Source organism: Sneathiella sedimenti (assembly GCF_017313765.1).
Classification (GTDB): domain Bacteria; phylum Pseudomonadota; class Alphaproteobacteria; order Sneathiellales; family Sneathiellaceae; genus Sneathiella; species Sneathiella sedimenti.
Genome location: NZ_JAFLNC010000003.1, coordinates 286,660 through 300,394 on the forward strand (window position 1 = coordinate 286,660; position 13,735 = coordinate 300,394).

A 13,735-nucleotide genomic window follows, 5' to 3' on the forward strand; every position below is an offset into this window, starting at 1 on the left:
GCAGGAAGCTGCATGCCTTATAGTGGAGTGTCATCTTCTGCCCTAATGAAACTCCACTATAGTATATTTTATTTTGGGCTGAACAGACTGTTTTTAATCAAACAGATTCTTGTCGGCATTTAGTGCCCGTTAGTACTGCCCAGGGCTTGCTGCAACCGTTGAAATGTTAAGTCATCCCAAGCAGGAGATCCGTAAATTTCGACGAAGTTGCGGTTTCCCACTTGTGCCAGCGAATGGTCAGCCGTAAAGCCCAACGCGCGAATATAGTCGTGGTTTGCAACAACGAACTGAGTTTTATACGGAAAGAGGAAGTAACCTTCGCGCTGAACAAATTGAATCAGAGCCTCCTCATAGTTGCGACACCAGAGGTTTAAAAGCCCTGAGCATTTAGGGTCGTACCATAACACTCCCATATCATCCCCAACTCTTGCGGATCCGCTGAGGACATGATGGGCATGTTGCCAGCTTTTATATCCAGCCAGACGAGCGACTGCCTTCAGCGCATCTTTATGTTGATAAGGGGGTTCCTGCTTGCCGGACTTTTTCAAGATTTTAACCGCTTCCGGCTTTTTATCGGCGGCAGCCTTCAAAAGGATGCGGCTGCGGATTTTCAGTTCCGCGAGCGAGCGACAGGTAATGGACGTATTTTCCGAAATAGACATATCTTAACTCCAAAGTTTTATCGGCGTCCCGCGAGGCCAAACTTGTAATTATTTAACATGTCTGTGTCTGAAGTCGTTTCAGGGTGATGTCATCTTGAGCGGGCAGGCGCCCCTGAGAGCCTGCGGCGAATATAGCCATGGATTTCCGCAAGTCAATTCTCGGTAGCATAATTTTCCGGCCAGCATCTCGCTGCAATACTGCAGCGAATATTTTTCCATTTCGATTTTCCGGCAATGCGGAGTAAGCTTTACGCATGCTGACGGGAAATTCCGCATCGAAAATAAATAACAGGGAAGCAGCATGACCCAAAATAAAAGCAAGGTTCAGTTGAGCGGTGTGGACGCAGTATTGGCACGCACCCCGTTTTTTTATGGATGGGCGGTGGTCGCCATTGTTTTCATCACCATGGGGATCGGCGTAAATGTCAGGACCTCATTTTCGTTGCTATTTCCGGCCATCCTGAATGAGTTCGGCTGGGACCGGGCTACAACAGCGGCCGCTTTTTCAATTGGCTTCGCGCTGGCCGCAATTCTGGCGCCGATTGTCGGCAAGCTTCTTGAGTTCGTGGCGCCGCGGTTTCTCCTCTCCGTGTCGGCGATAACGGTCAGTCTCGGCCTGATACTGTCGACGATTGCTACGCAACCCTGGCATTTTTACCTCACGCTTGGAGTGTTGATGGTCGGAACCGGTATTGTCCTCACCTATGTTGGCCAATCGATGTTTCTGCCGAACTGGTTTCAGCGGCGACGTGGACTGGCGGTGGGGATTGCATTTTCCGGGGTCGGGGTAGGCTCAATGATCCTGATGCCAATAATTCAGGAGGCGATTTCTGCGGATGGCTGGCGGGATGCCTGCTGGCTGATGGCGGCCCTATTGTTGTTCATCATATTGCCGCTCAACTTCTTTTTCCAGCGCAAGCAACCGTCGGACATTGGCCTTTATCCTGATGGGGATGCGGCACCGGATAAGGAGAAAACCCGCGCGCAGCAAGACGCCGCAGATCCTGTGGTGGACCACGACTGGGTCAGTACCGACTGGACCATAAAAAAGGCGGTGAAGACAGGGACGTTCTGGTGGTTGGCATTGGCATGTTCAACAGCGCTCTATGTCTGGTATGCGGTCCAGGTACATCAAACTAAGTATCTAATTGAGATCGGCTTTTCGGATCTGGAGGCGGCGTCTGCATTGGGACTCGTCGGATTCGCCGGGGTTCTCGGCCAGATTTATCTTGGTAATCTTTCTGATCGGATCGGTCGGGAATGGGTCTGGACCATCTCGACCACGGGGTTCCTGTTAAGCAGTGTATTATTGTTGGTCATGGAATATGTGCCAAGCGCCGTGATGATGTATGCGATGGTTATCCTGCAGGGTGGCCTTGGTTATGGCGTGGCGACCGTATACGGTTCCATGCCTGCAGATCTTTTCCAGGGGCGGGGATATGGTATTATATTCGGGACGATCAGTACGCTCGCCTTGGTTGGCGGGGCGGTTGGGCCTTGGCTGACGGGCTTATTTTATGATGAAGTCGGGAACTATCATCTCGCCTTTTATGTCATTATCGGCATGTCTTTTTTGTCGATTTTGTCCGTCTGGCTGGCAGCGCCGAGGAAACGCCGACTGGTCGCGGGTCAGGCCCAAAAGCGTGCCGCGTTAGCGACAGCAGGCTAAACGTAATTTTCAAGTAATGTGGATTAAGAAATGACTGAGAAAAACAGGATCGCGCTCGTTACCGGAGCGGGGGCGGGGATTGGCCGGGCGGTTTCCCTGACGCTGATGAAAAATGGATACCGTGTCGCCTTGGCTGGCCGCAATCGTGTAACTCTTCAGGAAACCAAGGATCTTGCGGGTTCTGCTTCTGCCAATGGACTGGTCGTTGTTACAGATGTCAGTGACCAGGTGTCGGTGGATGCCCTGTTCGATACAATCAGGGAAAACTTTGGCAGACTTGACCTTCTTTTTAATAATGCCGGCATTGGTGCACCGCCTGTTACGCCGGATGAGTTGGCTGTTGATCTCTGGCAGAATGTGGTGAACACAAACCTCAACGGCTCCTTCTACTGCGCACGTGCTGCATTTGGTCTCATGCGGGAACAACGCCCGATGGGGGGCCGGATTATCAACAACGGATCAATCTCGGCACATGTCCCCCGCCCAAACAGTATTGCTTATACGTCGACCAAGCACGCCATCACGGGGCTGACGAAATGCCTTTCGCTGGATGGGCGCGCCTTTGATATCGCCTGCGGGCAGATTGACATCGGCAATGCGGAAACACCGATGACAGCCGTTATTAAAAAAGGTGTTCCGCAGGCCAATCTCTCAGTGATGCCGGAGCCGGTCATGGACGTCGAGAATGTTGCTTCTGCCGTTCTTTACATGGATAGCCTGAGTCTGGATGCGAATGTCCAGTTCATGACGATTATGGCGACAAAAATGCCGTTCATCGGGCGCGGATAAGCTAGGGCTTTCAAACTGGGAATTGATACATATATCTAACCGATCGTTCCAAAATTACTGAAAAGGAAAGTCAGGTGTATTATGTCCAACTTACGCAAAGTGGATCGCGTTATCCTCTCTATTGAGGCTTCGGATGGTGCCGGTGTGAAGCTGCGCCGCTCCATCGGATCGGAATTGATATCGGATCTGGATCCGTTCCTCTTGCTTGATAACTTCGGCACAGAGAACCCGGATGATTATATTGCCGGCTTTCCATCTCATCCCCATCGTGGTTTCGAGACCGTTACCTATATGATCGATGGTCAGATGCGTCATAAGGATTCGACCGGATCAGAAGGCATTCTCGGTCCAGGAAGTGTCCAGTGGATGACGGCGGGGCGTGGAATAGTACATTCCGAAATGCCGGAGCAGCGGGAAGGCCGGATGAGTGGGTTTCAGCTCTGGGTCAATCTGCCGGCGAAGGACAAGATGTGCACGCCGCGATATCAGAACATCGACCCTGAGGATGTGCCCGTAGTTGAACTCGACAGGGTGAAACTGCGTGTTCTCGCAGGAACGGTCGACAGCCTGGATGGCGCGGTTGCGGGCCCAGTTGTGGGTGTTGCAACCGACCCGATTTATATCGATGTCGCCCTTGCCCCGGGTGGAAGCTATAGCCACACGGTGCCTGAAGGACACACGGCGTTCGCCTACGTCTTTGAAGGTGTGGTTGACATCAGCGGTCAGGAAGTGAACCAGCATCATCTTGCCATTCTCTCGGATGGGGATCAGGTTCATTTGTCGAGTGAAACGGGTGGCCGGGCCATTCTTGTCGCCGGCCGACCGATCGGCGAACCGGTGGCTCGCTATGGCCCGTTCGTAATGAACAGCTTTGATGAAATTCAGCAGGCTGTTCGTGACTTCCAGACAGGTAACTTTTAAGGTAGCTTGATCGTCCGGGGAAAGGCCGTTAGGATTTTCCCCGGCAGAAATTGTCACCAAGAGAATGACGAAAAAAAAGGATTAAGTGCCGATGTCAGTGGATATTTCTTCACCCATTACCCTCCCATGCGGTGTTTCCGTTAAAAACCGGATTGCCAAGGCCCCGATGACGGAAGGGCTGGCCGACCCGATGAACCGGGCGACCGAGCGTCACGTCAGGCTCTATCGTAAATGGGCGGAAGGGGGCGCGGGTATTCTCGTGACGGGTAATGTTCAGGTGGACCGGAGATATTTGGAGCGGCCGGGCAATGTCGTTATCGATCAGAATGGCGGCCTGGAGGAACTTCGCGCTTTCGCTGCCGCAGGGACGATTAACAATACCTTGCTGTTTATGCAGATTGGTCATGCGGGGCGTCAGACGCCGCGTCGGGTGAACCCTCGGCCCGTGGCACCGTCGGAAATCGCGATGACCCTGCCGGAGAGTGCCTTTGGTGCGCCTCGCGCGCTTACCTCTGACGAGGTAGAGGATGTGATCCGGCGATTTATCCATGTGGCAAAGGTTGCCAGGGAGACGGGCTTTTCCGGTGTTCAGGTTCATGGTGCGCATGGCTATCTGATTTCTGAATTTCTCTCCCCCCTCGCCAACCAGAGGACGGATAAATGGGGGGGCAGCCTTGAAAACAGGGCCCGTCTTTTGCGCGCCGTAGTACAAGGCATCCGAAAGGCGGTCGGGCCGGATTATCCGATATCCGTCAAGCTGAATTCTTCTGACTTCCAGAACGGCGGTTTCAGTCATGAGGACTGCCTGCAGGTCGTGAAATGGCTGGAGGAAGATACGGTTGACCTTCTCGAGATTTCAGGTGGTAATTACGAGAATCCCGCCATGATGATCGGCGCGCGCGGAGCGGACGAAATCCGCAATTCGACCATCGCCCGGGAAGCTTATTTTATGGGTTATGCCAAAAGCATTCGCGAAGCGACAAATGTTCCTCTGATGATTACTGGCGGCTTTCGGAGCCGTGCGGCAATGGATGAGGCGCTTGCCGGGGGCGATGTGGATGTTATCGGTATTGCTCGTCCCATGTGCGTTGATACGGACGCGCCTAACCAGCTGCTCGCTTCATCAGACGCCAGCACTGTCGCCTATGAACAGCAGATAAAGCCATCAAAAGGGGCGCTCGGCTGGTTCTGCCTCAATATTATCAAGATTGCAGAGGGGACGGGGCCTAACCCGGATATGACCGGAGAGGAAGCCATTACAGCTTATCTTGAGAATGAAGAGAGGACCGCCGCCTCGTTAAAAGGAATGAATGTAGGTTAGCCGACTAAAAAATCATTGGGGGATTATGCTGCTTGAATTGAATCACTTGCAGCTTTTTCTGCTTTTAAGGTAGTAAAGCTGATCTTTCCGAAATTGCAAATTAGAAAGGTTCTCCTTTGCTTCGTCGTTGTTGTCAGCCCCAAACGCAGGAAAGATAAACAACGCGCCAAGATAGCCGACAATTTGGTTCTTTACGCGATCCCCCTTAATCACCAATTCATTGTCTTCGATCGCTTCATTGACTTTCGTAAGCTCTGAATCAAGCTCTTCACAGACCTTCGAGAGATCGTCTTCATCTATATTGAGAGTTTTGATGATCTCAGCGTCTGATTTATTTGCACGACTGATCGGAAGGTCAGGAGCGGACCTAGCACAACCAACCAAAAGCAACAGCGTCAGGAGAGTAATAAAGTATCCGCGAAATTGTTTGTTACAATAGGTCGGCATAATATTCTTATAAATTCTTAAGTTATTGAATTTGCAAATTTTCAGTCGTTAAAAACTACTGCACGCCCTTTGCCTTCCAAAGCACCCCAACTGAAAAATGAAACGCCGACTGAACCATGTCTTACAAAAATGACTGCGTCCGCCCCAATTTCGGCAGCTTTCTCTTTGAGCGCTTCATTAACCATTTCTGGTGTGGGATCAGCATTGAAAATGGTTGTCTTGTTTACGGTTACTTCAATGTCGCCGATAACAGAATACTTTTTATCTGTAATATCGCCGTCAGTAAGGATTATTTTTGAGGGATCCTTTTTCTCGGATTCTGAAATGCTAGCAATTTCAACAGCTTTACCGTCATTAGTAACCTGTGAATCTGACCAAGTGGAGCATGCAGAAACGAGAAACATTAATGAAAATATTACGATAGCTTTATTAAACATTTTTAAATCCATGATTATTCATGCTGACCTATGAAACACCAATGAGGAATTTATACTGATTAGTGAACAATATATACGTGTATCATTGTTGGCAAGAACTTACGTGTATTACCTGAGGAAAAATTAGACCATAGATTTAGCATGATTTGATCGCGGTCAATGCGGTCATAAATGGATCGGGTAGGGTTATACCTCTTTTCATAGGAAGGAGGAGCCTATGTTCGACAATCCGTCTTTGGTAACCCGTGTCGCGATTGGCAAGTCTATCGGTCTGGTTTTTGGCCTGATCGGTTTTTTCCTGATGCCGTATATCTGGCCTGAGGGTGATATGTTGCTGCGGCTTGGTGTGCTGTTCTGGTACGTCACGGTCGGCGCATTTATCGGCGTTTTCGGCGTGATGGACTGGCACCCCATACTCCGTATACCGTTGCCCTGGTGGATTCGCGCGTCCTGGATTGGCGGATGGATGAATTTTGTTCTTACCCTTTTTGCCTATGATACATTTGAGAAAATGATGATCTATGTACTGGGTCCCGATTTTCCTTTTTTATCGCCGTTCTGGTTTGTCCTGGAAGGGGTTATTGTCGGCCTCATCATCGGGTACTTCGCAACTAAATTTGGCGGAGAAGGCAAGGCCACGGTTCTAAAGCGTCCGTTATAGCAGGGATCTGCCACCTTCATCCCAGGGGACGTCTCAGCGTTGTCGCAAGATTTCTTTTTCCACGACCTCCAGCCGGTCCTTACCAAAAAATATTTCATTGCCGACGAAAAAGGTTGGCGCGCCAAAACAGCCACGTTCGACGGATGCATTCGTATTCTTGATTAGCGCCTCCTTTACGGCTTGGTCCTGAGCGCGTTCCAGAATATGTGCACCATCGAGACCGGCGGCACCTAGCACAGAGGAGATCACTTCGGGATCATCCATCTTCTTTTCCTCTTCCCACATGGCAGTAAACACGGCGTCTCTGTATGCAGCTGAATACCCTTCATCCTCAGCGACAATTGCCCCCCGCATTATCTGTACTGTGTTCACCGGAAAATGCGGGTTCATGGCATATTTGGTCAGCTTGTGCTCTTCGATAAAACGTCTTGTTTCAAGATGCATGTACTCCATTTTCAAGGGAATTCCCTCGAACTGCTGTATCGGGGACTTGTTGTTGGTCAACTTGAAGACACCGCCCAGCAAAATCGGAAAATAGCTGAACTTCGCGCCGGTTCTTGTTTCGATGTCGGGAATAACCTTATGAACGAGGTAGCAGTTGGGGCTGCCGAAGTCATAGTGAAATTCAACCTTTACAGTCATGCGATCATTCCTTTTTAGTCTTCCAACGCTGTGATATGTTGCAGTCTGAACCGAGCCGAGACAAGAGGCAAGGGTTGTCTTAAGTTGAACGGATACCAATAATAAGAAAGATAAACGGGAGCGATAAGATGAATGATATCTCCAACGAGAGAGCAAGATTCAGCCAGATGGAAGAAGGAACAGCGGCTGACTACAAGATCATCTCCGATAATTTTAAGGTCTTTTCCAAGGAGTTGCCAGACAGGGTTCTTAGTCACCTGAAATTACTGGAAGGAGATTTTGGTGGATTTGCGGTGGACCGGCTGGAGCATTCTTTGCAAAGCGCGACCCTCGCCCATCAGGACGGACAGGATGAGGAGTATGTCGTGGCGGCCCTGCTTCATGATATCGGGGATACGCTGGGAACCTTCAATCATGCCGACATCGGCGCCGCGATGCTAAAGCCATTTGTGTCGGACAAGATCCACTGGATCCTCGAAAAGCACGGCATATTTCAAGGATATTATTTCTTCCATCATATCGGACTTGACCGAGACATGCGGGAGCAGTTCCGTGGCCATGAACACTTCGAGGATTGTGCTCACTTTTGCGCGGCGTATGATCAGGCTGCCTTTGACAAGAATTTTGACTCTGCTCCGCTTGAATTTTTCGAGCCAATGGTCCGCCGGGTAATGGCCGCACCCAAGAAATCAATCTATCTGATGGAGTAGGGGGCCCGCCCCCTTACAACTTCTATAACTTCGTCTCGATGGCTGAGGGTGTTTGCGCCTTGCGGCTGACCTGAAGTTCCCGGTGGGAAATATAGGTTGCTGCGCCGATAATGACTGCGCCGCCAATCATGACAAAGGGGTCAAGCGGTTCTCCAAAGACCAGTACGCCCAGTATTGCGGCCCAGACCAGTTGAAGGAAGCCAAGAGGCTGGGTAACGGTAATCGGGGCTGCCTGAAAGGCCCGGGTCAGGGTGTAGTGTCCCATCGTGGCAATAACAGCCGCAAGGGACAACCAGGCAAGTTCATGTTCCGTTGGCGTGCGCCATTGTATTATCGCCCCAGGCAACAGGGTTATGGTGCACCCTATCGAGAGCATGCCGACGATCATGGATGAACTTTGAGAACCAGTCAGTTTCTTCGCAATAAGAAAAGAGACGGCGAATAACGGCGCCGCGCAAAGCTGCGCAAGCTGGCCAAGCTGAATTTCCTGAAAGCCCGGCCGCAAAATAATAAGCGCCCCGACAAATCCGGCGATTACCCCGCCGATCCGTCGAAACTGCAGTTTCTCCCCGAGAAAAATCGCAGCCCCCAAGGTAACGAAAATCGGGGCGACATAGCCAATCGCGGTTACTTCCGCAATCGGAATACGGGCCATGGCGTAGAACCAGAGCATAACGCCAACTCCATGGACCAGGCCGCGCAAAATATAAAGCCGGGTATTCCGCTTGCTCGGCATGCCGGGCCAATGCCGGATAACCATGGGGAGAATAATCAATGACCCCAATAAATAACGGATAAACGCGGCCTCGATCGCGGGCATATCGGACCCAAGATGGCGCACTATTCCGGTCATGCCGACAAAGAGAAAGCTGGTCAGGATCATCCAGGCAATTCCCTGTAAGGTCGTACTATTTCTCAGGGAGCTGGAGACTGACATGCGGGGGCCTTTATTATTTTTTTTATGGCGCCTTATTACAAATTGTTGCTCAAAGCAGTCGCGCCGGGTTTCATTTTAGGACGCGCGACTGCATTTGACTACTCTATTTCGGATTGCCTTTTATTTGAAGGTCATGGAGCAGGAAATTTCACCCTCGCTCAGGCACCATTAATGCTCCATTATACCGCGGTGGGCCTGATCTCCCCAAAGTTCTTCCACCTTGGCATCCCGACCGCAGTTGAATCGATAAAAGCTATATCTGATCGGGTTTATCTCCGCATAGTTCTGATGATAATCCTCCGAAGGATAAAATTTCGTGGCGGTTCGGATGGGCGTAACAACAGGATTTTTCAATAGCCCAGACGCATTAAGAGCGGCTTTGGAATCTTCAGCTGTTGATTTTTGGGCTTCGCTGGTGACGAAAATAGCGGTTTTGTAACTTTCACCCCGATCACAGAACTGCCCGCCATCATCCGTCGGATCGACACTCCGCCAGAATATGTCCAGAAGCTTTGCATAGGAAATCTTGTCCGGATCGAAGACGATTTCAACCGCTTCCAGATATCCGCTGCCCCCTGCAGAGACGATTTTATATGTCGGGTTGGGTGTCTTCCCGCCGATATAGCCCGAGGTCGTTTCCAGCACACCGGGAACATGATCAAAATCTGATTCCACGCACCAGAAGCAGCCGCCTGCCAATATTGCAGTTTCCTCTGCCGCGGCAGCCTGGGAGGACAGCGCATGGGCCCCTCCCAAGATGGTTGTGATCGCCACCAAAACTTTTAAAAAGGGCGAGTATAATTTCTGCATAAACGCAACTCCGCTTTTAATAATTATTCAGTAAACGGAAGCTGGCCTATATGTTCTTCAATTACCAGTGCATCTCGCGGAGATTTGATATCACAAAAATATCAACGGGGGTGCTGCTTCCGGCCGCATTCCTTTTGTCAGCCTGGCCGGACCAAATGGCAGACCCCCGGAAATATTGTTTGCCTCTAGTCCGCGTAACCCGGTAATTGCCGGTCGAGTTTGCGCAAAAGAGCCGTCCAGGCTATTCCCGAAACAGCCGCAAGACCATTCTCGCCCTGCTTTGCCGTAACTTCAATGACGCTGTCGGAAGGGTAGTGGAGTTTGCGACCGCCAGCCAGGCTGGCTACCTGCATTTCGCAGGCGCGTTCCAGAAAATACATATTCAAAAAGGCTTCCCGGACCGTTGGGCCAAGGGCAAGTGTGCCGTGGTTCCAGAGTAACATCATGCTCTTGTCACCCAGATCCTTTTGCAGACGTGGCCGCTCATCATGATTGAGCGCGACACCTTCATATTCGTGGTAGGCAAGCTGTTCGCGGACGAGTAATGCCGTTTGGTTAAGCGGCAACAGACCCTCTTCTTGCGTTGCGACGGCTGTGCCGGCGGCGGTGTGGAGATGCATGACACAACCCGCATCGTGCCGTACCTCATGCACGGCGGAGTGTATGGTAAAACCGGCAGGGTTCACCCGATAGTCGGTTTTTCCGACGATCTCGCCATTCATGTCAATTTTGACCAGGGACGATGCGGTGATTTCATCAAATGTCATGCCATAGGGATTGATGAGAAAATGGTTGTTATTTCCCGGCAGGCGCGCAGAGATATGAGTGAAAATCAGATCATCCCACCCGAATAGAGCGACGAGCCGATACGCGGCCGCAAGATCGACCCGAATTTTCCATTCCTCATCGCTTATATGCTCCTGCCCCGATGTGTTCTGTACTGTTGCCAAGCTCATTCTGATCTCCTTTTTTTATTTTCTGTGCCGAGGTATCGATCTGGAACGCCCGACCACTCTCGGAAAGAGTAAGTTTCTCAAATTCTGATATTCAAGTGTAGCGGATGTTTTTGCGTTTGAGCAAACCTCTTTTCAACCAATGCGCCCTAACCCGTTGTTAATAATTTTGCGGTAGTTGTGCTTGTGTCATTGCAATTGAAGAGGGGCCGTGCGGGCTGATTTAACAAATGATGAAAAAAATAATCCAGGTATTTAAGAAAAAAAACAAGCCGGATAGCGCAGGAGAAGCGGTAAAATATTCCAAGTTTGGAATTGGGCCGCGCCTTATTGCTGCCTTCTCTATAGTCGCAATATTAACAATTGCCATATCGGCAATCAGCTGGGTTAGCCTGGGAACCATCACGACGGCGCAGGAAGATCTTATTAACAAGAAAGTCCCCGCAATCTCCCTCGCGTTGAAACTCGCGAATGAGACAACGGCACTCGCAGCGGCTGCCCCGCAACTCAGCACTGCTGAATCGGAAGCTGAACGCTCGCGGAGCTATAAGGCGATCACGAATGCAGGTAAAGCGGCGTCAGAGCGACTAACCTCATTGCGCGAGTATATGGATGGCAACCTGTCTCTTCAAAAAATTGACGATGGCCTGACCAAGATGCTGGACAGTTTGTCACGGCTCAACGAACAGGTTCAAAAGCGCATTGAGTTTTCAAAGCAGCTGAGTACGACTGTTCCGGGTCTTTCTGTCGCCCGCGATATTCTTGATACGGGCCTGAGTCCCTTGCTTTTCCCGTTGAGAATGAAAGTAATCAAGAATTCCGATAATTGGAATGAACTGCTTTCTCAGTCCATTGATCAGGCCCTAACAGGAGTCCGTCCTGAAAATGATACGTCAGAGCTCTCCATGGAGACTCTCGGCATTCTCAATGACCAGGATGCTATTTACTCCTTCAAGAGTAGTGGATATCAAATGCTGAGCCTGCTGACGGAAGGTTTGCAGACGAGCGATATCAATGCTGTGCGAGACCTTGAATCCGTGTTCTTGTCGTCGATTTCCTCAATGGGAACACCCTTGAATGAAATTGAACAGAATGCGTCCAAGGATCAAACCCAAGAGCTTTCTACGTTGTTCAACAACTTTCTTGCCATGGGCGTAGAAGACAGCACCAGTGATTCGGTCAATATTTTTCAGACACGTATAAAAGAGCTGGAGACCGCAGAAACCGCGGAGGCAATCGTCAATGAAAGCAGGTTCCTGGCGGGCATCCTTGTTAAGAACGTAAATGCCTTCACTGCAGAAATTGAGGAATCCCTTGGTGTTGCGGCAGAACAGAATGCCACACTTGCCAATACAACAAAAATGACGTTGCTGCTTTGTGCTGTGGTCGCGTTGTTGATAACAATTGCAATTGGCTGGCTCTATGTCCGTCGGAATATTATTCGCCGACTAATGCTTCTGGTGGCGTCTGCACAGCGGCTTTCTGAAGGTGATCTGAAGTCCAGCATCTACCGTGAAGGACGCGATGAGATCGCACGGATGGGACATGCACTGGTCGGTTTCCGTGATACCGCAAGGGAAGCCGAAGCGGCCCGCGCTGAAGCGGAAGTGCAACGGCAAAAACGCGATGAGGAAAAAGCAAAGCGTGAGGAAGAACAGCGAAATGCGGAAAAAGCTGCCCAAGAAGAGCGTGAGCGGATCGAACGCGAAGCGATGGAAACAAAAACCAGGGAGCGGAACCAACTGGCCGATACTTTTGAGGGCAGCGTAAAGCATCTGGTCGAAAAGTTTGCCGCCGCCGCGTCCGAAATGACGGAAATGTCGCAGTCAATGACCAGATCTGCTGAAGATACTACTCAACGGTCCGCGACCGTTGCGTCGGCATCCGATCTTGCAACGTCCAGTGTTAATTCGGTCGCTGCCGCGACGGAGGAACTGACATCTTCCATCAATGAGATCAGCCGTCAGGTCAACCAGGCTGCCAACATTGCGGGTGAAGCCGTCTCGGAAGCCGAACGGACCAACATTATGGTCACTTCACTGAACGAAGCAGCATCGAAAATTGGTGATGTGGTCGGCCTGATTAATGATATTGCCGGCCAAACCAACCTGCTTGCCTTGAACGCCACGATTGAAGCAGCCCGTGCCGGTGATGCCGGCAAGGGATTTGCGGTGGTGGCCAGCGAAGTGAAAAACCTGGCGGCACAGACAGCAAAGGCAACGGAAGAAATCTCGGAGCAGATCAAGGCTGTTCAGGAAGAAACCGGCAATGCGGTTGGCGCGATTGGCGGAATCACGACTACGATCGGAAAGATAAACGAGATTGCGACGTCAATCTCCGCCGCCGTGGAAGAACAAGGCGCGGCCACGGGTGAAATCAGCCGCAGTATTCAGCAGGCTGCGGAAGGGTCGCAAGAGGTATCCCAGAATATCCTCACTGTGAGAAATGCAGCGGAATCTACCGGCAAGACGGCGCAGGAGGTTGAAGAAATCTCGAATGGAATTGCCAAGGAAGTGACAGAGCTTGATCAACAGGTAGAAGGATTTCTGGCGCAAATTCGCGCAAGCTAATTCTTGAAATATCCAGCAAAGGCAGTATTTACAGGCGAAATATCCTGAAACAAATACTGCCTTTTTCTTTTCAATTATTTGCCCGTAATAATTGCAAAGATTAAAAATTAAGCAATTAACTCAGCTAGCTCCCTTTAAAATCACTATATTTTTTTCTGGCAAAAATTTATTCTTTGAGTCACAGTTACAGGGCAAAATAAGAATAA

Annotated in this window: 14 protein-coding genes; 7 read left to right on the top strand and 7 right to left on the bottom strand. The window is 50.5% G+C overall.

The features are described from left to right. Window positions 1-119: 119 nt before the first annotated feature. Window positions 120-662, bottom strand: coding sequence for a hypothetical protein (locus tag J0X12_RS10695; RefSeq protein ID WP_207045467.1), 543 nt, complete (start codon window positions 660-662; stop codon window positions 120-122). Between the two features lie 301 nt (window positions 663-963). Here J0X12_RS10695 and J0X12_RS10700 point away from each other — a divergent pair, with 301 nt between their 5' ends. The 4 genes from J0X12_RS10700 (at window position 964) to J0X12_RS10715 (ending at window position 5,362) form a co-directional block, all read left to right on the top strand. Next, on the top strand, window positions 964-2,331 hold the full coding sequence (locus J0X12_RS10700) for an MFS transporter (RefSeq protein WP_207045469.1): 1,368 nt from the start codon (window positions 964-966) through the stop codon (window positions 2,329-2,331). A 30-nt stretch (window positions 2,332-2,361) separates the two neighbouring features. Then, the gene (locus tag J0X12_RS10705) at window positions 2,362-3,120 is read left to right on the top strand and encodes an SDR family oxidoreductase (protein WP_207045471.1); all 759 of its coding nucleotides are present in this window, start codon (window positions 2,362-2,364) and stop codon (window positions 3,118-3,120) included. An 81-nt stretch (window positions 3,121-3,201) separates the two neighbouring features. Further along, window positions 3,202-4,041 carry a pirin family protein gene (locus tag J0X12_RS10710; RefSeq protein WP_207045473.1) on the top strand — a complete coding sequence of 280 codons (840 nt, stop codon included), beginning with the start codon at window positions 3,202-3,204 and terminating at the stop codon, window positions 4,039-4,041. A gap of 91 nt (window positions 4,042-4,132) precedes the next feature. After that, a complete protein-coding gene (locus tag J0X12_RS10715; RefSeq protein WP_207045475.1) occupies window positions 4,133-5,362 on the top strand; it encodes an NADH:flavin oxidoreductase/NADH oxidase family protein in 1,230 nt (409 codons plus the stop codon). 42 nt (window positions 5,363-5,404) lie between these two features. On the opposite strand, the gene J0X12_RS10720 is transcribed toward J0X12_RS10715, so the two are convergent. Further along, complete coding sequence (locus tag J0X12_RS10720; protein ID WP_207045477.1) at window positions 5,405-5,809, bottom strand: hypothetical protein; 405 nt, start codon at window positions 5,807-5,809, stop codon at window positions 5,405-5,407. A 41-nt stretch (window positions 5,810-5,850) separates the two neighbouring features. Beyond that, a complete protein-coding gene (locus tag J0X12_RS10725) occupies window positions 5,851-6,258 on the bottom strand; it encodes a hypothetical protein (protein WP_207045479.1) in 408 nt (135 codons plus the stop codon). 205 nt (window positions 6,259-6,463) lie between these two features. Between J0X12_RS10725 and J0X12_RS10730 the strand changes: the two genes are divergently transcribed. Next, window positions 6,464-6,907 (top strand): hypothetical protein, encoded by a 444-nt coding sequence (locus J0X12_RS10730; protein WP_207045481.1) that lies wholly within the window; start codon window positions 6,464-6,466, stop codon window positions 6,905-6,907. 33 nt (window positions 6,908-6,940) lie between these two features. On the opposite strand, the gene J0X12_RS10735 is transcribed toward J0X12_RS10730, so the two are convergent. Then, window positions 6,941-7,549 (bottom strand): 2-hydroxychromene-2-carboxylate isomerase, encoded by a 609-nt coding sequence (locus tag J0X12_RS10735; RefSeq protein WP_207045483.1) that lies wholly within the window; start codon window positions 7,547-7,549, stop codon window positions 6,941-6,943. Window positions 7,550-7,677: 128 nt separating this feature from the next. On the opposite strand from J0X12_RS10735, the gene J0X12_RS10740 reads away from it, so the two are divergent. Further along, window positions 7,678-8,259: an HD domain-containing protein gene (locus tag J0X12_RS10740; RefSeq protein ID WP_207045485.1), complete on the top strand. Its 582-nt coding sequence runs from the start codon at window positions 7,678-7,680 to the stop codon at window positions 8,257-8,259. A 22-nt stretch (window positions 8,260-8,281) separates the two neighbouring features. Here the strand turns inward: J0X12_RS10740 and J0X12_RS10745 are convergent, their stop codons facing one another. The 3 genes from J0X12_RS10745 to J0X12_RS10755 form a co-directional block, all read right to left on the bottom strand. After that, on the bottom strand, window positions 8,282-9,196 hold the full coding sequence (locus tag J0X12_RS10745) for a DMT family transporter (protein ID WP_207045487.1): 915 nt from the start codon (window positions 9,194-9,196) through the stop codon (window positions 8,282-8,284). Between the two features lie 168 nt (window positions 9,197-9,364). Beyond that, entirely contained in the window at window positions 9,365-10,006 is a 642-nt protein-coding gene (msrA, locus tag J0X12_RS10750; RefSeq protein WP_207045489.1) for a peptide-methionine (S)-S-oxide reductase MsrA, read from the bottom strand. Between the two features lie 185 nt (window positions 10,007-10,191). Next, window positions 10,192-10,962, bottom strand: coding sequence for a class II aldolase/adducin family protein (locus tag J0X12_RS10755; protein ID WP_207045491.1), 771 nt, complete (start codon window positions 10,960-10,962; stop codon window positions 10,192-10,194). A 227-nt stretch (window positions 10,963-11,189) separates the two neighbouring features. Between J0X12_RS10755 and J0X12_RS10760 the strand changes: the two genes are divergently transcribed. Continuing rightward, entirely contained in the window at window positions 11,190-13,529 is a 2,340-nt protein-coding gene (locus J0X12_RS10760) for a methyl-accepting chemotaxis protein (RefSeq protein WP_207045493.1), read from the top strand. Window positions 13,530-13,735 lie beyond the last annotated feature (206 nt).